At 44.6% G+C, this 25,389-nt stretch carries 22 protein-coding genes; 18 read left to right on the forward strand and 4 right to left on the reverse strand.

Annotation, left to right across the window (positions count from 1 at the left end; translation table 11 throughout):
* Positions 1-53: 53 nt before the first annotated feature.
* Complete coding sequence (locus B7360_RS14570; RefSeq protein WP_005396222.1) at positions 54-1,424, forward strand: MATE family efflux transporter; 1,371 nt, start codon at positions 54-56, stop codon at positions 1,422-1,424.
* Positions 1,425-1,557: 133 nt separating this feature from the next.
* Positions 1,558-2,559: a DUF3080 domain-containing protein gene (locus B7360_RS14575; RefSeq protein WP_085343841.1), complete on the forward strand. Its 1,002-nt coding sequence runs from the start codon at positions 1,558-1,560 to the stop codon at positions 2,557-2,559.
* 12 nt (positions 2,560-2,571) lie between these two features.
* On the opposite strand, the gene B7360_RS14580 is transcribed toward B7360_RS14575, so the two are convergent.
* A complete protein-coding gene (locus B7360_RS14580; RefSeq protein WP_046875255.1) occupies positions 2,572-3,417 on the reverse strand; it encodes a DNA ligase in 846 nt (281 codons plus the stop codon).
* A gap of 423 nt (positions 3,418-3,840) precedes the next feature.
* Here B7360_RS14580 and B7360_RS14585 point away from each other — a divergent pair, with 423 nt between their 5' ends.
* The 16 genes from B7360_RS14585 (at position 3,841) to B7360_RS14660 (ending at position 22,222) form a co-directional block, all read left to right on the forward strand.
* Positions 3,841-4,161, forward strand: a complete 321-nt coding sequence (locus B7360_RS14585) for an STAS domain-containing protein (protein ID WP_085343842.1) — start codon at positions 3,841-3,843, stop codon at positions 4,159-4,161.
* A 26-nt stretch (positions 4,162-4,187) separates the two neighbouring features.
* The gene (locus tag B7360_RS14590) at positions 4,188-5,054 is read left to right on the forward strand and encodes an OmpA family protein (protein ID WP_046875254.1); all 867 of its coding nucleotides are present in this window, start codon (positions 4,188-4,190) and stop codon (positions 5,052-5,054) included.
* Positions 5,051-7,153, forward strand: coding sequence for an SLBB domain-containing protein (locus B7360_RS14595; RefSeq protein WP_085343843.1), 2,103 nt, complete (start codon positions 5,051-5,053; stop codon positions 7,151-7,153). The genes B7360_RS14590 and B7360_RS14595 overlap by 4 nt, the downstream gene beginning before the upstream one ends.
* Entirely contained in the window at positions 7,153-7,839 is a 687-nt protein-coding gene (locus B7360_RS14600; protein WP_085343844.1) for an AAA family ATPase, read from the forward strand. The genes B7360_RS14595 and B7360_RS14600 overlap by 1 nt, the downstream gene beginning before the upstream one ends.
* Before the next feature lie 11 nt (positions 7,840-7,850).
* Positions 7,851-8,243: an Hpt domain-containing protein gene (locus B7360_RS14605; RefSeq protein WP_085343845.1), complete on the forward strand. Its 393-nt coding sequence runs from the start codon at positions 7,851-7,853 to the stop codon at positions 8,241-8,243.
* A gap of 264 nt (positions 8,244-8,507) precedes the next feature.
* Positions 8,508-10,031, forward strand: coding sequence for a sigma-54 dependent transcriptional regulator (locus B7360_RS14610; RefSeq protein WP_085343846.1), 1,524 nt, complete (start codon positions 8,508-8,510; stop codon positions 10,029-10,031).
* On the forward strand, positions 10,006-11,076 hold the full coding sequence (locus B7360_RS14615) for a glycosyltransferase family 4 protein (protein WP_085343847.1): 1,071 nt from the start codon (positions 10,006-10,008) through the stop codon (positions 11,074-11,076). Before B7360_RS14610 ends, B7360_RS14615 begins: the two co-directional genes overlap by 26 nt.
* 155 nt (positions 11,077-11,231) lie before the next feature.
* Positions 11,232-12,416: a glycosyltransferase gene (locus tag B7360_RS14620; RefSeq protein WP_085343848.1), complete on the forward strand. Its 1,185-nt coding sequence runs from the start codon at positions 11,232-11,234 to the stop codon at positions 12,414-12,416.
* Positions 12,417-12,427: 11 nt separating this feature from the next.
* Positions 12,428-13,600 (forward strand): glycosyltransferase family 4 protein, encoded by a 1,173-nt coding sequence (locus tag B7360_RS14625; protein WP_074191436.1) that lies wholly within the window; start codon positions 12,428-12,430, stop codon positions 13,598-13,600.
* Positions 13,593-15,023: a lipopolysaccharide biosynthesis protein gene (locus B7360_RS14630; RefSeq protein ID WP_048626366.1), complete on the forward strand. Its 1,431-nt coding sequence runs from the start codon at positions 13,593-13,595 to the stop codon at positions 15,021-15,023. Before B7360_RS14625 ends, B7360_RS14630 begins: the two co-directional genes overlap by 8 nt.
* Complete coding sequence (locus B7360_RS14635; RefSeq protein WP_085343849.1) at positions 15,020-16,384, forward strand: O-antigen ligase family protein; 1,365 nt, start codon at positions 15,020-15,022, stop codon at positions 16,382-16,384. The genes B7360_RS14630 and B7360_RS14635 overlap by 4 nt, the downstream gene beginning before the upstream one ends.
* 115 nt (positions 16,385-16,499) lie before the next feature.
* Positions 16,500-17,624 (forward strand): glycosyltransferase, encoded by a 1,125-nt coding sequence (locus tag B7360_RS14640; protein WP_085343850.1) that lies wholly within the window; start codon positions 16,500-16,502, stop codon positions 17,622-17,624.
* Entirely contained in the window at positions 17,621-19,054 is a 1,434-nt protein-coding gene (locus B7360_RS14645) for a chain-length determining protein (protein WP_006742947.1), read from the forward strand. Before B7360_RS14640 ends, B7360_RS14645 begins: the two co-directional genes overlap by 4 nt.
* A 220-nt stretch (positions 19,055-19,274) precedes the next feature.
* On the forward strand, positions 19,275-20,393 hold the full coding sequence (locus B7360_RS14650; RefSeq protein ID WP_005394230.1) for a glycosyltransferase: 1,119 nt from the start codon (positions 19,275-19,277) through the stop codon (positions 20,391-20,393).
* On the forward strand, positions 20,386-21,573 hold the full coding sequence (locus B7360_RS14655) for a glycosyltransferase family 2 protein (protein ID WP_085343851.1): 1,188 nt from the start codon (positions 20,386-20,388) through the stop codon (positions 21,571-21,573). Before B7360_RS14650 ends, B7360_RS14655 begins: the two co-directional genes overlap by 8 nt.
* A gap of 10 nt (positions 21,574-21,583) precedes the next feature.
* Positions 21,584-22,222 (forward strand): sugar transferase, encoded by a 639-nt coding sequence (locus B7360_RS14660; protein ID WP_005394228.1) that lies wholly within the window; start codon positions 21,584-21,586, stop codon positions 22,220-22,222.
* 19 nt (positions 22,223-22,241) lie between these two features.
* Here the strand turns inward: B7360_RS14660 and B7360_RS14665 are convergent, their stop codons facing one another.
* The 3 genes from B7360_RS14665 to B7360_RS14675 all read right to left on the reverse strand — a co-directional run bounded on the left by B7360_RS14665 (position 22,242) and on the right by B7360_RS14675 (position 25,220).
* Positions 22,242-22,631 carry an ATP-binding protein gene (locus B7360_RS14665; RefSeq protein WP_085343852.1) on the reverse strand — a complete coding sequence of 130 codons (390 nt, stop codon included), beginning with the start codon at positions 22,629-22,631 and terminating at the stop codon, positions 22,242-22,244.
* A 120-nt stretch (positions 22,632-22,751) separates the two neighbouring features.
* A complete protein-coding gene (locus tag B7360_RS14670; RefSeq protein ID WP_005394224.1) occupies positions 22,752-24,332 on the reverse strand; it encodes a BCCT family transporter in 1,581 nt (526 codons plus the stop codon).
* 372 nt (positions 24,333-24,704) lie between these two features.
* The gene (locus B7360_RS14675) at positions 24,705-25,220 is read right to left on the reverse strand and encodes an outer membrane beta-barrel protein (RefSeq protein ID WP_005394222.1); all 516 of its coding nucleotides are present in this window, start codon (positions 25,218-25,220) and stop codon (positions 24,705-24,707) included.
* Between the last annotated feature and the right edge of the window lie 169 nt (positions 25,221-25,389).

Here is a 25,389-nt window from a genome sequence, read left to right on the forward strand (position 1 = left end):
TCCTCGAGCGCTCTCATTCTTTCAACTTATTGTTCCGCTCTGGAGTATTTTTCGTGCATCGCTATAAAGAAGAAGCATCAAGTCTCATCAAATTGGCGACCCCGGTATTGATCGCATCTGTTGCTCAAACTGGTATGGGGTTTGTTGATACCGTTATGGCCGGAGGCGTTAGTGCCACCGACATGGCTGCGGTTTCTGTCGCTTCAAGTATTTGGCTTCCATCCATTTTATTTGGTGTGGGTTTGTTAATGGCGTTAGTCCCTGTTGTCGCACAGTTAAATGGCTCTGGTCGTCGAGTAAAAATCCCGTTTGAAATTCAACAAGGCGTCGTTTTGGCATTGTTGATCAGTGTGCCGATTATTGCAGTGCTGCTTCAAACCCAATTTATTCTCGGATTTATGGATGTTGAAACGTTGATGGCAGAAAAAACAGTGGGATACATTCATGCTGTTATCTTAGCAGTGCCTGCTTTCTTGCTTTTTCAAACGCTTAGAAGCTTTACGGATGGTATGTCATTGACGAAACCAGCAATGGTCATTGGCTTTATCGGTTTACTGCTCAACATTCCACTAAACTGGATTTTCGTGTATGGCAAGTTTGGCGCACCTGAATTAGGCGGTGTTGGCTGTGGTGTTGCAACCACGATTGTTTACTGGGTTATGTTTGCCCTACTATTGCTTTATGTAATGACATCAGATCGACTTAAAAGCATCAACTTATTTGGTGAATGGCATCGACCACAATGGAAAGCGCAAGTTCGTCTGTTCAGGCTCGGCTTTCCTGTTGCAGCAGCGCTGTTTTTTGAAGTAACACTATTTGCTGTCGTTGCACTATTGGTCTCACCACTAGGACCAATCATCGTTGCGGCGCACCAGGTTGCGATTAACTTCTCGTCGCTAGTATTTATGCTTCCAATGAGTATCGGTGCGGCAGTAAGTATTCGTGTTGGACACCGACTTGGCGAAGAAAACGTTGATGGCGCTCGCGTTGCTTCACGAGTGGGCATAATGGTTGGTCTAGGTTTATCTGTTCTTACAGCGATATTAACCGTATTGTCTCGTGAATGGATTGCCGAACTTTACACTAGCAACCCAGAGGTCATCACTCTAGCGATGCAACTGCTCGTATTTGCTGCTGTTTATCAATGTACGGACGCAGTTCAGGTAATCGCGGCAGGTGCACTGCGTGGCTATAAAGATATGCGAGCCATCTTCAACCGTACTTTTATCGCCTACTGGATTCTTGGTTTACCAATGGGTTACGTCCTTGGCCGCACAGACTGGATCGTCGAGCCAATGGGTGCGCAAGGTTTCTGGCTAGGCTTTATCATCGGCCTTTCTTCTGCCGCACTTATGTTAGGGGTAAGAATGCGCTGGATGCACCGCCAAGAACCAGAGGTGCAATTGAACTTTTCAGTTCAGTGATAATAAGAAAAAGCCAGCACACGCTGGCTTTTTTGATCGAATAATAACGCTGTTGAGTATACTTATAGCAAGCTTGTGAGCCAGTAGAGTCTGCTCTCTGGGTGACGAATACGAAGTTATAAAAAGGATATTTGTGCGGTCTATTTTATTGTTCTTAGTCTTGTTTCTTAACGGTTGCGATAGCTGGTTCAACCCAGAAAACGCCATGTTTGACAAGTATCACCAACGTGTCGCCAATGTGTTGGACGCTCCTACTCTTCCAATCGAATCGCAATCTACGGTGACCATACCTGCAAAACGTGACTTATTCGAGCCATTGCCAAGGCTATCGATTGGTTTACTAGAAAGCTACCAATTACGCCAGTGTGGATTATTCAATCTACTTGCCGAGAAAAACTCACAGCTTGGTAAGGTGCAGGATGCATTTCATGATTTTGATTACCAAACTTCACTGTTACGAGTCATGAATCGATGTCTATCCGAATTTCAGCTCAGCGATGAAGAACGTACTACATTGACAGAGCTTTATTCGACTAAGTGGCAACATTTAGACATTCATCTCGACAACTTACTACTCGCGAGTGATGCAATGCAAAAGCAGCTAACCGCGTCGGATTGGCTATCTCAAGAAACACCAAATGATGTTGCACGTATTAACGACGTCTATCGCCTTTTCAGTGAAATGTACGGCTTGCCTCATCGCGCCATTTCACGTCTGCCCGATATTGAGATTGTGCAATATCAAGAAGAGCTAGAGAAATCTCGTTTAATCGGACGACTTTACTATTCGATGATAAACGCTTCTCACTGGCTAAAAGCTACGACTCAGTTACTTGAACAACATCAGAATAATGTGTTGTGCGGACCAAACCGAGACGTGACCCAGTTCCGCTACCTAAGAAATGTCTTCCAATCTATTTACGTTGAAGAAGTGCAACCTTACTTAGCCTATTTAGACAGTACCTATAAGCAACTTCATGATGGCGCCACCTTGATAGAAAAGCGTATGCAACTTCATGGTCATCAATATGGCATAAAAGAAGCACACAAAACCTTTAGACAAGAAACCCTAAACCACGTTCAGTTTTGGCAGGGTCTCTTCAAGCGGTGCGGCGTAACCGTTGGCAACGAGTAAGTGCAGAGCGTTCTATTCCTTCAGCCTCTCACGCAAGAATCGGGCAAAACGTGGCTTACCGGTATGAGTAAAACCGTTGTACCTGAACGTGACGGTTGAACCTATTTTCGGAGGCTGACGACGCACTTCATCGGTAAACCCACTACCAATGTAAAACTCTGTACCATCGGGTAAGCGAACTAACATCGCCCCCATCATACCCAATAAACGCCCCGTGCCTGGCTTATAGCCCACGACTAGCGCTTCATCATCCGCGTATCGTTTCAGTTTAAGTAAATCACTACCACGTCCAGCTTGATAACGACTTGATACCTTACGTAGCATCACCCCTTCACCATCGGATATTGAAATCTTATCCAATTGCGCAAACAGGTGAGCTTCATTTTGGATCGCTCGGTGTTCGACATATTTGATATGAGGTTGGTCTACTTCGAGCACTAAGTCTTTGATGTTGTAATAACGCTTCCGGTAATCACCAGCAGAATACGGCATATCAAAGATCATAAAATCAATGTTTCGCCAAGCTGACTCCACAGGCGTTTTATCCAAAACCGTTTGTTGTACGAGATGAAAATTGCCTCGTCCCGCCCATAGCTCACCATCTAACGGATAGTCAGGTAGTGAATCTATAAACCAATCTGGAGCGTAGATTCGGTTACCATTTCTCGTCACGAGATGCTGCCCTGTCCAATAGGCGCGAATGCCGTCGAGTTTTTCGCTATACCAGTATTCAGATACATCGATACCATCTTGATAGCTTTGCGCAAGAGAAACTGGAGGTGTGAGAGAAGTATCAGCTTGAAGCTGAGAAGACGCTGTCATAACAGCCAGCGCGATTAATGTCATTTTTAATGGCATAAGAAGACCTTGTACAAAAAAGCGCCTTTATTGAACCGTAACTCCTCTCGATGACCTATTTGTTACTAGTCATTCTTCGACTCAGAACAATCAACTTAAGTAATGATTTGCAAGGACAATCATAAACTTTAGACAGATTTTGCATTTAATATTTACACATTGTTCACAATAAGATGGGTGAGTCTCAAATCAAGTCGCAATCTAATCTCGATGAGACTCTTGCTTTAGCGCTCGATATTAATTCGACATCTCTCCTGAACAAGCCGTCTATCTATGCGTTTTTGATTCTCAAATTGAGAACCTATTCCTTCTCAATTTGAATGACATTATCAAAAAATCATAACCATTTGATTTTATTTGCATTTAAATTTGGCACGTTACCTGCTCTATATCCAAGTAGAGAAAACAAACGGAGATAGAGTCATGGAATTACGCAAACTAGAAATTAATCAAGACAAATTAGCCATTGAGTTTTTTGGTGACTTAGACGCAAGTGGCTGTCGACAAGCACAACATCACATTGATGAAGTAATTCACGACAATCATCACAAAGAAGTCGAAATTAACCTACAGCACGTCCAATTTCTTGATTCTTCAGGGATTGGTGCCATTGTTTACTTATATAAGCGTCTAGTTGAACTTGAAAGAAGCATGAGTATTGAAAACGTATCAGGCCAACCTTTAGAAATCATGAGCTTGCTTCGTATTAACCATGCTATTCCCGTTAACTCAAAAGGACACTAAAAATACCGGTTTAAACGGAGGTTGGCATGGTAAATCTTATACGACGATATGTAGTAAGCGGTCTTGTTGTCGGCATGTTTGGTTGTTCGTCGTTTGACTACCCAGACCACGGAAAAGGTGGCTTGGCGGAAAACTATCAAGATATTTCAATTGAAAATTATCAGTTTTCCCCAGTCATGCCCGATGAGCCGTTAGGTCCAGAGCATGGGTTGAGGTTTGATTGGCAACTCACCAAGCTACACCTAGACGCGTTGATTCAAGAAGGCGCACGCTGGTGCTTTCCTGCAGCAGTAGTGCAAGCGCTTGAGAAGCAAAACAGAATCGCACGTGAGCTAGAAGGCGGACTTCTACTCGATGCAGCTAACGATCTGGTGATTCAACGTCGACGTTTAAACCAACTTGAACAGCAACTCGACTATGTATTAAGCCAAACCACTTGTACGCCACCCGATGATATTGAAGCATTGCGTAGCGATTTGAACGTCGTCGCTGAAATTTATGCACTCCTCAATATTGATAATCAATTTGCTGTCGATTCAGCAGAAATTAATCCAAAGTACATGGGACATTTGGCAGAAGCTGCCTACATTTTACGTGACCACCCTAACCTAACTCTTGTGGTGACTGGGCATGCCGATGTCACTGGCTCACCAGATTACAACCAGAAACTCGCTCAAGCGCGTGCAGAACAAGTGAAGCGTTACCTGACTGTATTTGGCATCACATCAGAACGCGTAACCACCAAATCTGTGGGAGATAGCCTGCCGCTTTACGAGGGTGAAACACCTGCCGTGCGTTTAACCAATCGCCGCGTAAGCATCGAGGTTATTAGCCCTAATTCAGATAGCGATACCTCAGTAAATCGCAATCTATCTGTAGGGGGTGCGCTATGAACACGATGAAACCATTTATCACCTTAGTTCTTTTGTGCTTGGTCGCTTGGATACCTACTTCGTCAGCTGATGAAAACAATACTGTTAAGGTCGGCGATTTAATTCAGATTAACCTACCTGGAGAAGCTTCTTTAAATAAAGGGTTTCAAGTCGATCGCCGTGGGCGTATTAACTTACCGGAAGTCGGCCCTGTATTTGTTGCTGGATATAATGAGCAACAGCTCCAAGACGTGATTATCGAAACGCTAAAAACCGTGTATCGTGACGTAAACAACGCTCGAGTCTTTATCAAACAACAACAGTTATTAGTGTCGGTCCAAGGCTACGTGGTCAAACCCGGGGAATATACCTTACCTTCAGGTTCCAACATTCAAATGTTTGTATACGAAGCTGGCGGCCTTCGCGCTGGTGCTCAGCTCGATAAAATGATCGTTAAACGCGGCGACAAAAACATCGAGTTTGACTACAAACGTTTCCTTGATACTGGTGATAATAGCCAGCTCCCGAAATTGGAATCGCTGGACGTACTGTTTGTTCCAGCATCTCCACTCGTTGGAAATATTGAGCAAGAATTTGATGCAGCAAAACTCGCGAACTCAGGCGACAGCGCAGACTCCGCTCGTGCCATCAAAGTCTTTGGTGAAGTTAATGCTCCCGGCTCATTCTCTTACAAACCGAACACCACGCTCGTTGATGTCGTGATGAGAGCTGGCGGCGTAACACGATATGCTAGTGTTGAGCAAATTCGCGTGATCACAAATAACAACCCAACCATGTTTAATCTAAAAAAGTATCTGGATACGGGTGATCAAAGCTTACTACCAGAAATCCTACCGGGTGCCACCATCTTTGTTCCAAAACAGGAAGAAGAAATCAAAGCGGGTGCAAATGTGGTTTATGTCATGGGTGAAGTTGCCCACCCTGGCGCGTATGAAGGAAAGCAAGACGCTAGCTTCATGGATATTCTCGCCAATGCAGGCGGGCCTACTCGCTATGCAGAATCTCGCCAAATTCGTGTCATAAAAGCCGATGGTAAGGTCATCAAATTCGACCTAACCGCGCATACCGAGGGGCTGTCTTCGGTTAGACCACCGAATGTCGGACCTGGCGACGCGATTTTCGTCCCTGAGAAAACCGATTTCAACGAGAAGTCATGGCTAAAAGTGGCGCCAAGTCGAGCGGTCGCTGTGATGGGAGAAGTCGTGCGCCCGGGACGTATTGAATGGTCAGACGAAATGGATTTAATTGATCTGCTTGCGCATGTTGGCGGCCCAACACGTAGAGCTGACACCACCAAAATTGAAGTCGCCAATAATGGTCAAATGACACAGTTCGATTTAGATCAATACATTTTAGATGGCTCACCAACATCGAATCTGCCCCGAGTTTCTGCTGGCACGGTAGTAAGAGTCCATGCATTACCTGACGATCCATCAGACAACAAATCGCAATGGGTAAGCCAGAGCTCTGATGCCTCGATATATGTTTTCGGTCAAATCAATGCCCCTGGCCGCTATCGCTTTACTGAAGAGATGCACTTTCTGGATATTTTATCTGCCGCCGATGGACCAACAATGGATGCCGATATTCACAATATTCGTGTGACGCACCGAGGCCTAGGCTATGCCAAAGTGAGTAAATTGAATTTGTCGATGTACTTTGAAACGGGCGATGAGTCTATCCTGCCCCACGTTCGTCCCGGCGATACCATTTATATTCCGGAAAAAAACAAAAACTGGTTGGATCGCTCCAAAGAATCCACCGTGCGTGTATTAGGTGAAGTAAGAGACCCTGGGCGCTATGTATTTAATGACAACATGACGGTACTTGACTTGCTGGCCGAAGCAGGAGGCCCGACAAACAATGCGTATCTTGAAAAAATCAGTGTGGTCAACATGTCTTGCTGTCAAGGCCAAGCTCGAACATTTGATTTGGTGAACTTTAGCAAAACCGCCAACATTTATGATTTACCAGTCATCCGTGCAGGCGACACTATTTACATTCCACATAAAGACGAAAGCTTTGCTGAAAAAGCGAGAGCCGGATTAAGAGATATTTTACAAATCACCACAACCATCGTGTTAATAGGAGCGTTGTAATGACTATTCCTGCCACTCACGCTGAGATTGAGCAAATTTATCTTCAGAGTGAACAGAAAGGCCACAAAACGATTTGTGTTGTGGGTTGTAAGTCTGAAGACGGCGTCACTTCCGTGGCTTCATCTCTAGCAGAGCGTCTGGTTTTAGCTGGACACAATACTTTGTATGTGGATCTTAACCTGTTCAAGCCCGCGTATCGCACCATTCACGAGTTTGATGATACAGAAAAAGTTGGCCACCTGATCACAAGAGAAAATACGCATCAAACCTTAGTCGGCCTCCCTGCTCCATCTCTCGCCAGCACTCAATTGGCGTACCGAGACCCGACGATGCTGAAGCGCAATATTGCAGAGTGGTTAACGCAGTACGAGCGCGTCGTGATAGACACATCTCCACTTCTGAGTGTCAACCGAAGCAATATTGCCCCTCAAGTGATTGCGGGCGTATGTGATGCCACCTTATTAGTCGCACATTATGGCTCTACGACGGCAACCCAACTCGAACAAGCCAAAAAACTACTTGATGCTAGCGATGCGAATTTGATTGGTTCTGTGCTGAATATGAAGCATACACCTAGCCTGAAAGATGAGTTGATCCGCCAAGTTTCCAAGCTACGCTTTTTACCCAAAAAGTGGAAAGACAAGATATCTCAACAAATTAAGAAAAGTGAACTGTTTATGTTATAGGGAGCGCCAATATGACTGCAAATAACACACCGACTATCGAACAAGAATTGGTGGATGAACACATTCTCCAGCAAATGATCAAAGATACGTGCGCCGAAATCATCCCTACGCTGATTGAACACTATATTGAAGAGTCACGAGAGCGCATGGAGAAAATAGAGCAAGCATTAAGCGCGAGAGACCTCCAAACATTAGAGTTCGAAGTTCATACACTCGGCAGCTCTGCCCTTGCTTTAGGTAACCGAACGCTTTCCAGACAAGCAAGAATGATTGAGAAATATTGTGTGGAAGGAAAAACACTAGAAGCATTGGCTCTCTGTGAGTCTCTATCCCAGCTGGCAAATGAATCATTTGACGCGCTAGAAAAGCGAAAAGATCAAGGGTTCGAGGAACCGTTTCAATGATAAATTATCTTATGAATCATCGCACTTATTAAAGTGCGATGCCGATATCATCTAAGACATTTACAATTTAACTTAATCAATTAAAAAGTATGGATTTTTCGCAAATTTCCCACCTTGTGCTAATACTTAGATAACGCTTTTCTCAAATTGAGAATATTCAGCACTAGAGAGCACTAAGCCATATAACTCGCTCATCACGCCAAATACAAATAATAGTGCTGACAAAAATCATAAAAGTGAAACGAACTACGTTGGGATAGGACTATGAGACCAAGGGTGTTACTGGTAGAAGACTCTACTTCACTAGCCATACTTTATAAGCAGTATGTGAAAGACGAACCTTATGACATTTTTCATGTTGAAACAGGTCGCGAAGCAATTCAATTTATTGAAAGAAGCAAACCTCAACTCATCATTCTCGATTTGAAACTGCCCGATATGTCTGGTGAAGACGTATTGGATTGGATCAACCAGAATGACATTCCGACATCCGTTATTATTGCTACAGCGCACGGCAGCGTAGACTTAGCCGTTAACCTAATTCAAAAAGGTGCGGAAGATTTCTTAGAAAAACCTATTAACGCTGATCGCCTAAAAACTTCTGTTGCATTACACCTCAAACGCGCCAAATTGGAAGATTTAGTAGAAAATATTCAGTCCAAGTTTGATCGCCATAACTATCACGGATTTATCGGTTCAAGTCTCCCAATGCAGGCGGTATATAAAACTATTGATGCCGTTGCTCCAACATCTGCCAGTGTCTTTATTGTGGGTGAAAGCGGCACAGGTAAAGAAGTCTGTGCTGAAGCCGTGCACCGTCAGAGCGACCGTAAAGACAAACCTTTTATTGCTATAAACTGCGGGGCTATCCCACGAGATTTAATGGAAAGTGAGATTTTTGGCCATGTTAAAGGCGCATTTACCGGGGCCACAACAGACCGAAAAGGTGCTGCGACGCTGGCTCACGGTGGTACGCTTTTTCTCGATGAACTGTGTGAAATGGAACTTGAGATGCAAAAGAAGTTGCTCCGTTTTCTTCAAACAGGAACCTACACACCGCTTGGTGGCACTCGAGAGATGAAGGTGGATGTTCGAATCATTTGTGCCACCAACCGAGATCCATTAACAGAAGTGGAAGAAGGTCGTTTTCGTGAAGATTTGTATTACCGCGTACACGTAATACCTATCGATATGCCCCCTCTGCGCGAGCGAGGAAGTGACATTGTCACGCTAGCCAAGCACTTTTTGACCACTTATGCCAAACAGGACAAAAAGAAATTCTCAACAATCGACAGCGAAGCTCAACATATCATCAAGCACTACGAATGGCCGGGTAATGTAAGGCAATTGCAAAACATCATACGTAACATTGTGGTGCTTAATAATGACGAAAAAGTCACGCTGAATCACCTACCCGCTCAACTGACTAGAAAGTCTAAAACGGTGAGAACATCCACTCCCGCACATGTGACTCAAGAGCCAGCAAACCCTACAACAATAACATCCCAACCTGTGTATGTTGAGGAACAGTCGGCCCCCGCTAGAGAACCGTCAATACCGACACCGGAACCTAACATACAATCCTCAGCGGCTGCCTCGCCGTACTTTAACTCTGATGGAACCATTCGCCCTATGTGGCAAGTGGAACGTGAGGCGATTCAAAACGCAATCGCATACTGTGATGGCAACGTTCTCAATGCCGCCGTAATGCTGGAGCTAAGCCCATCTACGGTTTACCGAAAAAAACAAGCATGGGAAGCGGATGAAATTAATCTCGAACAATCTTGAGAAACCTGACGTTGGTGAAATTTGGATTTTTCTTGATAGCCGCCTGTTTGGCGGTATCGAAAGTCACGTCATAGAGCTTGCTCGTGGATTAATGACATTTGGGCACAAAGCACGTGTTGTCTTAACGACTGAGTACTCGCCACCAGCACAGATTGTAGAAAAAGCAGAAGAATCCACCATCCCTGTGAGTTACTTGAACCATTTGTCTGGTGAGCCACATAAGGCATTAAAGATCAAACACCTAACAAGCGCGGTCGCCAATCACCAACCATCGGTCATTCACTCCCACGGTTACAAAGCGTCAATCTTAGCGCGCTGTGCCAAGCTACTCACGCGCACATTTCCTCGCTTGATTTCAACTTATCATGCAGGAGAATCATCCTCGGGCAAACTGTGGCTCTATGATTGGCTTGATAGAAGTTCAGGCTACCTCTCTAACCACTGCTTTTCCGTCAGCCCAAGCATTCAGCGTAAAGTCATTTTCCCTTCGGAGCTGCTGAATAACTTTGTTTCGATTCCCGATCGTAATCTCAACTATCAAGAAATCGCTTTCGTCGGCCGATTGAGCCAAGAAAAAGGTGCCGACCAATTTATCGAAATAGCTAAGCTCTGCCCAACACTGCATTTTAGTGTTTACGGTGATGGACCAGAAAGAGAATCACTCGCCCACATTGCCCCTTCAAATGTGACATTTTTCGGTCATCAAACTGAAATGGAGACCGTTTGGAAAAACATTGGCGTGCTGGTAATTTCTTCTCGCTATGAAGGCCTGCCTATGGCGGCGCTTGAAGCAATGGCTAGAGGAATAGTCGTGATGAGCCTACGCGTGGGTCGCTTGCCCGATATTATCCAAACTGGCGAAAATGGATTTATTGTCGATGACGTCCCATCTCTCGCTCAATGCCTTAAACATTGGATGTCTCTTGATGAAGCGCAGCAATCTCACATTCGTCAAAACGCTCGGCAGACCATTATTGATGATTTCTCGGCGCAAAGCGTTATTCCTGTATTGCTACGAAAATATCAAATTGAAACGGAGCAATAAGCCATATTGGTTCTCAATATGAGAATATTGCTTATCCCCTTAAGGCCAAGCACAAATATCTAATAATATTCAAACACATAAACTAATGGCATATTTTGGCATCTCTGTTGCAACTCAGCAGTTAACACAAGTTAATGATGAGACAGAGGTGACTTATGACTACTCCAAAACGCATTCTATATGTTCATTATGGTGATAACTGGATTCGCGGCAGTGAAGTGGTACTTCTGGATCTCATCTCGGGGATTGACCGTGATAAGTTTGAGCCATTCGTGTGGTCAAACTGCCAGCCACTAATCGATAAGTGTCAATCGCTCGGAATTGAAGCGGAACATTCTGTTTTCAATCTCGTTGGTGGCTGGAGTGCACCTCGCTGGGATATTAGCGGATGGAATAGCCTTATCAAACAGGGCTCAGCACTGATTGAAAAACACAATATCGACTTGGTACACGTTAATAGCGGTGGTCCTTGTCAATGGATGTGCTTGGCTGCACGCATGAATCACATCCCACTTGTCACCCAACTTCATTGTCACTATACATTGCGAGATCGCTTCTCTCTTGGGTTACACCTCTCCCCAAAATTGATTTGCGTTAGTAAAGATGTCGGTCGTGAAATTATTCAGGACGGTTACCCAGAAGACCAGCTTTATGTTGTGCACAACGGTGTATCGCTTCAAGACTCTGATACGCCCATTGATATCAAGACTCACCTCGGAATACCTCCACAAGCGTTTACCTTTCTCTCGGTGGGTTCGTTGATTAAAAGAAAAGGATTCGACCGCCTTATTCGCGCTATGCGCATGCACAATTATCATCACGATAATCCTCATCTTGTTATCGTTGGCGATGGCGAAGAAAGAGAAACATTGCAACAACTTGCTTCGGATCTCGGTATCCAAGACAGAGTCCACTTTGTCGGGGAAAAAAGCAATGCTGGTGCATGGATGTCTGGGAATGCAGACGCTTTTATTAGCGGCGCCTATGAAGAGGCCTTTGGTCTCGTGCTCGGGGAAGCGGCTTTAGCTCAACTGCCTATCGTGGCTCCTAAAACGGGAGGCATTCCTGAGTTGTTCGAGCATAATCACTCTGCGCTACTGTACCAGAATCGCGGAATGGCAGGCTTATTAAACGCTATCCAACAAGTCATGCAAGATGTAGTTCTAAGAAGCAAGCTAGCTGAAAACGCCTATCTTCATGCTAGCCAAAACCTCACGACTGCAGCATCTATAAGCGCCATTGAACGTATTTATGAAGGTGAGCTTGAGAACAACAGTATTACACCAATGCCAATGACTCACTGCATGAAGCCTCTTTCACGCTGGTTGAGTATCAATTGAGGAGCCCAGTCATGAAACGTGTATTAATGTTCGACGCCATCCCAATGCAAGGTGGTTCTAAGATTGCGAATGCAGAGCTCCTCAAACAGTGCGATAAACTGAACGTAATTGGTTATCTGCTGACCACGAATCCAGAGCATTGGGAGTCACTGCTTAGTGATACGCCTCGTGTGCAGATTATCAAAATCAAACCATCACCACTGAGCTCCACTCATGGCATCACTTACTGGTTAATGAACGCGTATTACTTTATCCAACTGATTTTTGCGTGCATGAAACTACCAAAGATAGATAGCTTTTTAGGTCTATCTTGCCCGAGTAATGATATGCCTTTGTACCTACTGAGATTAATCAGCAAAAAGCCTGTGGTACAAATGGTTCATGGTCCAATTGGTCGTTCAAGATCTTCCGGCTACTGCTTGGTAAAAGCATCCGCAATTTATTACTTGGCAAACACCCGAGAATCGATGCTAGAGGCCTTACAGGTTTACCTCAAAACCGAGAAGCCAGCCACTGAACGCTATTGGTGTGGTTTGAATGCTTCTACGTTTGTTAACGGACTATCGAGAGACCGCTGGCCAAAACAAGCAAATCCGATTTCAAACCGCGTCTTCTGGGCAGCTAGCTTACTAAAATGGAAGAACATCGATCTTTTTCTTGATGCTTTAACACTTGATAAGACAAAAGAGATCAAATCTACCGTGTGTTACATCAAACCAAATGTGGCAGGTGTGGAATATTCAACACCAGACTTCACCACAAAAGGTGTTGAATGGCATGAATGCCCAGATAACCTCGATGACCTACGCTCTCAGTGTGGTGTGTTTGTTTCCACCAGTGTTAACGAACCTTTTGGGTTATCCATTTTAGAAGCTCTCGCAGCAGGCATGTGCATCGTCATCCCACATGATGATAGCTACTGGGATCGCGTATTAACGCACGGCCGCAATTGCATCAAGTACACACCAAACAATGTGGCGTCGTTACATAACGCAATTCGCCTTTTGAATGAGTCTCCATGGATGAAAGTGACAATGGGTATCGAAGCACTCAACGTTTCTCAACTTTATACGGCCGAACGTTGTTATCTGCCAATCGCTCAGCATCTTGCAGCAGAATCCGCACCGAATGGCGATTGTAAACTCAAAACACCGCGATACATCAAAGGATATGACCATGTCTAAAGCAATGACCAATATGTCGCTGTTCGCTATCGCGTTAGTGATAAACAAAAGCATCAGCTTAATCATGCTGCCTGTATTGCCCCACTTTCTCTCACCAGAACAAATGGGCAAGCTTGAACTGCTTACCACCTTTGGCGTTGTCACAACCTTATTCGTCAGTTTCGCTTTGCATGAAGCGCTGTATCGATTCGTAGGGGTTGAAAAGGATCAAAATACGCGCACAAGCCTTCTAAACCAGCTGTACTCACTTGCTTTGTTCATCGCTGGCATCGTGGCTTTATGCCTACTCGCTATCATTATGCTCGCGCCTATTCCTGCACCTTTTACGCGAGTCGAGTTTGCTATTGTTATGTTTGCTATCGTTCTAGAAGGCAGTATCGCAATCGGCACAGCTTGGTTGAGAACACAGGACGACAAAGCAAGAACCCTACTTAACGTCATGGTGACTACCACTGTTTTTCAGGTCATTTTCATCATCACGGCGCTGTCTGTTCACCCACATGTTATTTCTGTTTTATGGGGTGGCTTGTTGGCTGCTATTACTCAGTTTGTCTGGCTGCACATCATTAACCGCTACAGCATGACTCTTCCAAATCTGACAGTGGCGAAACAGTACCTAAATTACTGTCTGCCAATGATGATGGCTGGATTGGTTGCGTTTTGTCTCAATGGAGCTGAACGCTGGTTCATCGGCGCGAACGCCTCACTTGCGACCTTAGGGATTTACGCGATAGCCGTAAAATTTGCGGTTGGCATGTGTATTTTAGTTCAGCCATTTGGCATGTGGTGGATGCCACGTCGATTTAATTACCTAGAAGGTCGTAAGAGTACAGAAGCTGTGCGCATCACTCATCTAGGCATGATTTACATTACCGGTTTAAGTGTTGCAGTCGGCACATTAGCAATGGTGATGATCACTTACCTGTTACCAGAAACCTATCATGAGGCGGTACTGTTCAGCTTGTTCTTACTGCCTATCGCCATGCTAAAAGAGTGGAGCGAGCTCATTAATATTTCCATTTTGTACAAGCGTCGTACTCGCTGGTTACTGGGTATTAATGTCGTCTCAGCATGCGTTGCAATTGCTTTGCTGTTTGGCCTATCGTCCCTGGGTATCTATGGAGTTTTCATTGCGCTTTATTACGCTCAACTGTGTAAGCTTGGCCTTACTTATGTGGTAGGCCAACAATGCATGCCGTTGCCTTTTCACCTAAGTCTGATGGTTTTATTGCAGATTATCTCCGGTGTGGCACTGTTCCTGCTTCACTCTTCACAATCAATAGGCATCGCCATCGCAATTTGCATTTTGACATGCACTTTGCTGGCAGGGATAGCCACTCGCTATATGAGTAAAGAGACGCTAAATGCGCTCACTCGATACATGGTGAAGTGGCGTGGACAGGTGAAGAGATACTCGTTATGACTGAAACCAAGGTGAGAAGAAAGCAGTCCATCGCAGCGCTGACGATTACCTTCTGTATCGGCCTGCTTTGGATTGTTATGCCTCACCCTATTTTGATTGTCGCATTATGTTTCGCCCCGCTGGCTTTACTGTTCGTTCTCAACCAAACGTTTTGGCTTGTCACGCTGTTCGTTATTTTTTCATTCTTTCGTATTCATGAAGCGTTTCCCGTTATCTATAACTTTAAAATCCCATTGCTACTATCATTGGGGGCACTGGCCGCACTTGCTTTCCACCTTTTGATAAGTCGCCAGCTTACGGCTTTTTGGCACCCTTCATTAAAATGGCTGTGCATATTTTGGGGGCTGGTGATCATCGGTATCGTCTTCGCCTCCAGTCGTGACATTGCCATTACAGTTTTCAAAAATACCTATTGGAAAATCATCATTATGACATTGGCGATCACCTGGCTTATTACCAAACCGGCTCAGTTAGCACAAATGTCGAAAGCAATAATTTTCGCCGGATTGTTGATTGGTTTAGTCGCATTACAAAACGCAGCGAATGGCATTGATTTAGTCGAAGGGACGCGCGTATCGATTGGACGCTCCATAGGTTCAGTACTCGGCGATCCGAACGACTTGGCGCTGGTATTAATGTTTCCCCTCGCCTTTACCGTTAGTCAGTTAATGGAGAAACGTTCACCTAAGCATCTCCGGCTCTTCGCACTTGTTACCTGTTTGGTGTTGTTTTTTGCGATTATTGAGACACAAAGCCGCGGGGGCTTGTTAGGCTCTCTATCGGTATTTGCGTACTTTGCCTTTAAGCACATCAAAAGCAAAACGTTAGTCTTAGTACTAGGCGCCGTCGCAGCCATCGTACTCTACGCATTTGCTGGTATCTCAGGGCGAGAATCGGGTGGCGCAGCCGAGGATGGTATAGATGCCTCTGCGATGGGACGACTTTACGCGTGGGAAGCCGCATTTAAAATGGCTCTCCACCATCCGTTAACTGGGGTTGGGCTTGATAATTTCTACTTCAATTACTATTTCTATAGCCCTCACTGGGATGGCATCAATCACGCCGTACACAGTACTTGGTTTGGCGTATTAGCAGAAACGGGGTTTGTTGGACTCGCCGTGTTCATTACATTGATTGTGTCATTGATTCGAACCTCTTTGCATTCTATTTCACTACTGACGCCAACATCGGATTACACCCTCTCTGTTGGAGCAAACGCAGTCTTAAGTGGGCTGATCGGGACCATCGTATCAGGTACTTTCCTCACTCAAGGTTTCACTTGGCCAATTTACATTCTGGCAGCATTAACGGTTGTCGTTAGCCGAATCGTTCAAAGTGATTGTCAAAATGAGAAACCCTAATTTCAAATACCAATAGAAAGTCTAATTACCTGTTTTATATCAAATAAATCCTTGGCACGTATTGTGATTACTCTCTTGATTAGTAATCAAATAACGAAGACTCAAGGAGAGCCACATGACAGACATCGTAGTATTTGGAGAAGATTTTGGCGGGTTACCCTCCTCCACCCAACACATTGTCAAACGACTAGCAACGAGCCACCGCATCCTTTGGGTTAACTCAATCGGTCTGCGTCAACCTAGGCTGACCGCTAAAGACATGCAACGTGCGTTAAACAAGCTCGCTCGTGTGTTTAATAACGCTGGATCGCATAAGCCAACGTTAGAGTCTGAAATAAACCCAAATATTCACACCATTAACCTACTCACTATTCCTGCTCCAAGCTCTGCGCTGGCAAGAAAAGTAGCGGCTAAGATGATGAAATACCAGCTCAATAAACAGTTACACGCTCTTGGTTTTGATAAGCCTATATTTTGGACATCTCTCCCGACGGCCGCAGATGTTTGTGCGGAAATGAATTCACGTGGGCTAATTTACTATTGTGGCGATGACTTTAGCGCTTTAGCTGGTGTTGACCACGACACGGTTGCCAAGCATGAACGTACACTGGTTAACGCGGCTGATGTGATTTTTACAGCAAGTGACAAACTCGCCGCTCAATTTTCATCTGGTAAAACCGTCACTTTACCTCACGGTGTCGACTTTAGTTTGTTTTCTGAGCCAGCACCTAAGGCTGAAGATTTTCCTAATAATGGTCGCAAAGTGCTGGGCTTTTATGGCAGTTTGTCTGAATGGTTAGACTACGACTTAATTGCCCAAGTCGCAGACCAAGCACCTGACTGGGATCTCGTGTTCATCGGCCCTAACGAGTTCAGTGATAATCCGCTTCCACAAAGATGCAACGTATACTACCTGGGCCCGAGAGCGCATCACACTCTGCCACGTTACTCCCAACACTGGGATGCCAGTTGGTTGCCCTTTGTTGATAACGCTCAAATCAAGGCATGTAATCCGCTAAAACTTCTTGAGTACTTGGCAACAGGAACCCCTGTTATCAGCACGCCCTTTCCTGCATTAATGCCCTACAAACATATGCTCCATGTGGTTCAAGATGTCGAAGACGTGTGTGCCAGTCTCAATCACCTCCTACCACCACCGACAGATTCAAAGTCATTTGTTCAACAGCAAAGCTGGGAAGCAAGAGCCAACCAAGTTGATAAATTAGTGAGGGCGCTATGAACGATTTAAGAGAAAACCTCAGTGTACTGTTACATGGTGCTTGGAGACGTCGCTACATGATCGTTATTCCTATGCTTGTATTGCCTGTGCTGGGTTTCATCGTAAGTAAACTGGTTCCGACGACTTATGTCGCTCATACAAGTATGCTTATCCAAGAGACAGCGAAAATGAACCCATTCCTTCAAGATCTTGCCGTCTCAACCATGCTGAAAGATCGATTGAGCGCACTCAGTACCTTGCTAAAAAGCCGACATGTTTTGTACTCAGTTGCCAAAGAACAAGCGCTGATTAGTGACGAAATGAGTGCCAAAGAGCAAGAGTTCATCATTAAAGATCTCGCGTCGCGTTTGTCTGTTCAGCAGCTTGGTAAGGACTTCATTCAAATCCAACTACGAAGTGGCAAACCGAATGGCATGGAGTCGATGTTACTCTCCGTCAGCGAACATTTTGTCGAACAGCTTTTAGCTCCTGAACGATCTTCAATTAAAGATTCAAGTCACTTTTTAACCATCCATATTAATAAACGCAGAGAAGAGCTGGATAAAGCAGAGCAAGCGTTCGCGGAATACAAGAATACTTACTCTCACGCGACGCCTGAAATGCAAGCACAAAGCCTGACTCGTCTGGCAAGCCTTAAACAAACCTTGGCAGAAAAAGAAGCGGAGCTTGCTGGTGTTACCCGAAGCCTAGGTAGTTTGGACCAACAACTTTCTAAAACCAACCCGGTTATCGGTAAGCTTGAAGAACAAATCATCGACATTCGTAGTGAGCTCACTTTGCTTCGCGCCAAGTACACTGAGGCGCATAGCATGGTTCAAGGCAAGCTACGAGAGTTAAACCGCTTGGAGCAAGAGCGCTCAGTACTATTGAACTCTAAACAACCGGAATTAAACAGCGCCCAACTTTGGGATATCGCAAGCAATACCACCGTAAACAGTCTTGGAGAAGCTCAGCCTCTTCTGGTCTCTCAGCTTCACCAACTGCAAATTATGCGCGGACGCTTTGAAGCCCTCACAGAAGAAACCAATAGCTTACGAACAATGATTCAAGAGTTAGAAAGTAATGCGCATCGATTTGGTAGCACAGCAACAGAAATCAACCGCCTAGCTCGTGATGTCGCGGTAAAAAGAGAAATGTATGATGACCTTGTGGAGCGTTATGAAATGGCTCAATTAACTGGTTCACTTGGCGTATTTGAAGAGAATAAACGCGTGAAAATCATTGATGAACCTTTCACTCCAACCATTCCGTCTAACTTACCTAGTTTTGTGTTTGTCATTTTAGGGTTTATCGGTGGCGCGGGTTTGGGCATTGGATTAGCGACGATACTTGAGTTAGCAGATAACTCTATCCGCTCTAAAAGAGCATTAGAAAAGCATCTTGGCGTTCCTGTGATCACCACCCTACCTAAAGTGGTATACGGAAGCTAACAGCCGTTAACACTCCATTACAAGCACTCGTTCAGCGAGTGCTTTTCTTTTTGTGCTTATGCTAACTCCGCATAAGGTTTCCACTAATATGAATCTCAAATTGAGAATAAACATCGCCCTTCATATGCACTGCCATTAACCTCATGTTTTTAAACACTTAATTTATTGGCACGCAGTCTGCAATTCCTAAAGAAACAAAGAACTCAACGAGGGTTTGAGAATGGAATTCAGACAGAAACAAAATAGCACTCAACGCAATAAAAAAGTGATATTACACGTCGTGCAGCACTTAGCTCCTGGCGGTTTGGAAACGCTCGTATTAGAGATGCTTCGTTTTGCGCAACCGAATCATTCCGTGTTTGTCGTAAGTTTAGAGGGAAGCAAAGCGCAAGCACTGCAATGCTGGTCAAAACTCTCGCCCTACCAAGGCCAGCTGCACTTTCTCAATAAGAAACCTGGATTCAGCGGAAAAACCATCAGTACGCTGACTTCCATGCTCAAAGGACTTAAGCCTGATGTGGTCCACACTCACCATATCGGACCACTCTTATATGGTGGGATTGCGGCACGCTTAGCGCAGGTGCCAGTAATTATCCATACTGAGCACGACGCCTGGCATCTGAATAACAGAAAGTCAGCTCGACTGCAGTCCCTACTGCTAAAAATGATTCGTCCACATGTGGTTGCCGATGCGAACTTTGTCGCCGAACAAATCCAAACAAAACTGAATTACCGCAAAGTCTGCACCATTCACAATGGAATCGATTGCCAGAAATTTCAAAGCGGTAATCAAGCAACCAAGAGAAACTTGTTTGGGCTTCCAGCCAACAAAACCGTAATTGGAGTAGCTGGACGTTTAGAAGCAGTTAAAGGCCATAAAGTGCTTATCGAAGCCTTCTCTCATCTTACGCCAAACACACACCTAGCCATTGCTGGAGATGGTTCTCAGAGAGCTCAATTGGAAGCACAAGTTAGAACGTTAAAACTTGAGGATCGCGTTACCTTTTTAGGCTTGGTCGACGATATGCCCAGCTTTTACCAAAGCCTCGATTTATTTTGTTTACCGTCGCTTCAAGAGGGTTTCCCTCTCTCAACACTAGAAGCTCAAGCATGTGACGTTCCTTGTGTCGCAACCGATGTTGGTGGCGTGAAAGAGACGCTCTGCCCGATTAACAGCACATTGGTTGAAGCCAACCGTGTGTTCTCTTTGGCGGAAGCTTTGTCGCTGCAATTGAAATCAACCCATGGTTCTCCTCGAACTTTTATTCTCAAACATTTTGATATCAGAGACATGGTGGGTCGCTACTCACGTTTGGCCAAGGAGGCTAGCTATGAATGATTTACTTTGGATTACAGGTTTTGGTTTATCCGCATTTTTGATTGTCTATCATCATGTTGGTTATCCATTGCTACTTAAATGGCTTCCTTTAAAACAGCAAAAAACCACAGCACCATTTGTAGAGCGAGCTTACAAAGCCTCTCAAACAGACAGTCAGTTACCATCTATTACTGTCATCGTGCCCGCCTACAATGAAGAACAATGGATAGCAGAAAAGATCCGCAACCTTGCGAGCTTAGATTACCCAAGAGATAAATTGAAAGTGGTGATCGCATGTGATGGCTGCACAGATAACACAGCCGAGATTGCTCAAGCGACGATTCAAGAAGCAATCTGCTCCGATACACTGTTCATCATTAATGACCACCAAGTCAATCGCGGTAAAGTTGCCCTACTCAACGAAGAAATGCGTCATGTTAGCTCGGACATTACCGCACTGAGTGATACATCGGCATTGATTTCTTGCGATTCTCTGTTGCTAGCTAGTCAGCATTATCAAAATGAGAAGGTTGGAGTGGTTAACGCGACATATCAAATAATGAGTACCGATAACCAAGGTGAAGCAGCGTACTGGCAATACCAGTCTCGAGTGAAGCACCAAGAATCCTTGCTAGGTTCAACGATTGGTTCTCACGGTGCGTTTTATACATTCAGAACCCACCTATTTGAACCACTTGAAGTCAGCACCATTAATGACGATTTTATTCTCCCTATGAGAATCGTTTTGCGAGGCTATAACGCTATCTACGAACCTAACATGCTAGCTCTTGAACTCGAACAAAGCTCAGACGACGCAGACTTCAAGCGACGCCTAAGAATTTCAGCGGGTAACATGCAGCAGCTCATGCAATTAAAGAAATTACTGCTACCTCGCTATCGTGGCACTGCCTTTGCATTTCTATCGGGAAAGGTTCTGCGCTTAGCAACACCCTATTTGATGATTGTTTGCTTGGTTTGTTCACTGCTACTGGCACACAACCCGCTGTTTCAAATAGTGCTGCTCGCTCAAGCCTGTGTTTATGGTATCGCACTTGTCACTTACTTGGTGCCTGCACTTAACACAGTCAAGCCTTTTAAACTGATTAGCTACATCGTCATTGGTCATCTCGCCAATTTCATCGGCGGTATGAAGTATTTGCTAGGAATGGAAAATGGGCGTTGGAAACGCGTCAACCAATAAGGAAAGCATCATGAAAAACTCACGCTACGATTCAAATGTATGCCACGCGAAAAGAACGTTTGATGTACTGGTTGCAATGTTTATTTTGCTCGTCACTGCACCACTATTCCCATTTATCGCGCTAGCTATAAAAATCACATCCAAAGGCCCAGTGATCTATCGTCAACTGCGTGTTGGGCGCTGTACACCAGAAAAAATGGATCTTTTTCAGATCATGAAGTTTCGCACCATGTATATTGATGCGGAGCAACGCTCCGGTGCAGTTTGGGCAACCGAAAATGATCCTCGAATCACACCAGTAGGACGTTTTTTACGTAAGACGCGTTTAGATGAGTTACCACAGCTGTTTAATGTGTTGAGAGGTGAAATGTCGATGATCGGGCCACGTCCAGAGCGCCCAGCTTTCTACCAAAAGTTGGAAGATGAAATCCCTTATTTTGTAGAACGCACATATGGCGTATTACCGGGAATTACGGGCCTAGCGCAAGTTAACCAAGGCTATGATGCTTGCATTGAAGATGTACGACGTAAAGTTGGTTTTGATCACAGTTACGCACTAAGCTTAGGTTCGTTCTACTCTTGGATTTCAATGGACCTTTCAATCATGAGCAAAACATTCGTTGTGATGATTGACGGACGAGGTCAGTAACCCCTGGTTCTGGTAACGGTCACTCTTGCCACTGGCGTCGCATCTTTTCGATGGTCGCTGGTGGCACATCATGAATGCTTTGATACGCGCCGCGACACACATTAACCTCTACCTCAATGCGCTTCTTCACGCAGTAGTCCAAGTAACGCTTCATCTCCCAGTGCCGAACAAACGTATTACTCACAATCACGACTTTCCCTTTGTTCAACCACTTTCGAGTTTGCTGAAAACACCATTCGTGCGCTTGGGGCAATTGAGTCGGGTTAAAGTGATAATCACCTTCATCATTTTCAAAATACATGTCAGCTTCAAAATGCTTAGCACCAAGCTCTATCGCCAATTGCTTTGCTAAGGTTGTTTTACCTGAACCTGGAAGTCCACGAATAAGAATGAGTTTAGCCAGTGACATAATGCTGTTAAATGAGGTGGGAATAAGCCCAAACTGTAACGGAATTATTGAAAAAGAAAAGTAGAAATAAAAATGCCGAGCGCATTAGGCTCGGCATTTAAATCCAATAGTGGATAGTGTTTATTTGTAAGCTGACAGTTCCGTTCTTAACCCTTTAACCAAGCTTACACACATCAACAACAGAACAAAGGTAAACGGTAATCCCGTTGCAACCACGCCTGACTGCAATGCTTGCAAGGCTTCTTTGCCACCAACCCAAAGCATAACGGCTGCAATTGCACCTTCAATACAAGCCCAGAAAATACGTTGTGGAATTGGTGCATCAATCTTACCACCCGCAGTGATACTATCGATAACCAGTGAGCCAGAGTCTGATGATGTAATAAAGAACACCAGAATCAGCACGATAGAAAGCATTGAAATCACTGAGCTATACGGTAGCGCATCGTAAACATGGAACAGAGTCAGTGAAATATCAGTTAGACCATTTGCACCTAGCTCACCGACTTTATTCACCACTTGGTCAAGCGCGATACCACCGAATACAGACATCCAAATCAAGGTAACGACAGTAGGAATAACGATCACTGCGAACAGGAATTCTCGAACCGTACGACCTTTAGACACACGCGCGATAAACATACCAACAAACGGTGACCAAGATACCCACCAAGCCCAGTAGAATACCGTCCAGCCGTGCATCCAAGTTTCATCTTCACGACCGTGGGGGTTGCTCAACGGAATAATATTTTCAATGTAAGCCATTGTTGTGTCTCGTAGCGAACCCCACGCCGTATCAAACGTTATAAAGGTAATGAAAATAAGCAGGGCAAACGCAACCACCATATTGACGTTACTCAGTAGCTTAACACCACCATCAATACCACGAATTACTGATAGCACCGCGATAAAGGTAACAAAGGTGATCACAATCATTTGTGTACCAATGCCGCCTTCTAGACCAAAGACATGGTTAATACCACTGGTCGCCTGCTGAGCACCGAGACCCAGCGACGTTGCAAGACCAAACAGCGTGGATAAAACGGCAAGAATGTCGATAACATGCCCTAACCAACCCCATGCTCGGTCACCAAAAATTGGATAAAACGCCGCGCGCAATGACAGCGGTAAACCCTTGTTAAAAGCAAAAAACGCAAGTGCTAGTGCAACGAGTGCGTAAATACTCCAACCATGCACACCCCAGTGGAACATGGTGGCACCCATCGCTAGAGATTTCGCTTCTTCTGTGTATGGCACTGCGTTTAGTGGCATTCCCCACCAATCAGTGAAGTACGCGGTCGGCTCCGCCACACTCCAGAACAGAAGGCCAATACCCATACCTGCTGCAAAGAGCATCGACAACCAAGAAACGGTTGAGTGATCCGGCGTTGCTTCTTTGCCACCTAAGCGGATTTTACCCAGCGGAGAAAAAAGAAGAGCAACAGCGAATAATAAGAAGAAGTTTGTCGACCACATAAAGAACGCATCAAACTGTTCGATAATTCCGTTTTTCAGACCGTTTAATACATCACGAGCAGTGGTTGGCTCAACAAGAAGAAGTGAAATTAGACAGAAAACAACGAGACCCGCACTGATGCCAAAAACGGGGTTATGTATGTCGAATCCCCACTTTTGAACGTTGTCCTGTCCAACCTGATAGTCTGTTGTGTCGATACTATATTTTTTAAATGCATTATCCATAAATACAAATTTAACGTGAATTTGAAACGCCCCTCAGGTGAGAAGAACTCCAATACCGCCCTCCATTAATTTGAACTCTAAAGTTTTAAAGCGGGGCGAAGTTTAGCAGCAATCACATATTTTTGCAAAAAATCGCCATTTATTGCATTTTTGGCTCAGTTAAAGGCAGATGAGAACAAAGTAATATCAACACAAAAATTATGAGGTCTAACGATTGATTTTATCGTAATTTGATCGTTGGAAAAGCACTGGAAATACTTGCGCTCTGTGGCTTTATCATTGATGGGCGCGTAAATTGAGATAAGTAACACTGACTTGGTTTCAAAGATAGCGATGAAACCAAGTCAGTAAAGTTTTCATAGAGACTGATTATTATAGGAAATGGAAGGTAATATTCCCCGTCACACTGCTCACGGTGTCACTATCGCTGTCAATATCCACGCCAAACGCTTGATAGCTTGCCCCAATAGAAACATTATCGAGCAAGAAGTATTCGGCACCGACACCATACATGTAGGAGACACCATCATCTTTATCTAGATTTCTCAGTCCGCCGTCATAATCAACATTGAATGCATTGATGCCACCTTTGGCATAGACATGAAGCGGCCCAAAGTCGATGCTTGGTTTCGCTGCTAAATAGAATGAATCAAAATCAGCACTACCCCTGCTGCCACTCAGTGATAAATCCACCTTGCCATGGTTAAAGTAACCTGCCTCAATGCCAATGAATGGCAAAATACCAGTACCTACATGAATACCGTAGGTTGTATCGTTTTCGCTATCGATATCAGATTGACCGATTTGACCGCCAGCGTAAATCCATGAGTCAGCCATTGCTGATGTTGAGCACAACGTTAGAGCTAATAACGAGAGTGTTTTTTTCATACTATCCCTTCCTGAGCGATTCCTAAGCGAAACATTACGCAAATATGCGCATTTAATCGCCACTATATATTGGAAAGCATGAGCATTTTAAGATCCAAAAGTGAATAATTTATGTTCAACTTTTGTTTTGTGACTTCCAGACAAAAAAACACCGACATAAAGTCGGTGT

The organism is Vibrio sp. ArtGut-C1, from assembly GCF_002105475.1.
Taxonomy (GTDB): domain Bacteria; phylum Pseudomonadota; class Gammaproteobacteria; order Enterobacterales; family Vibrionaceae; genus Vibrio; species Vibrio diabolicus.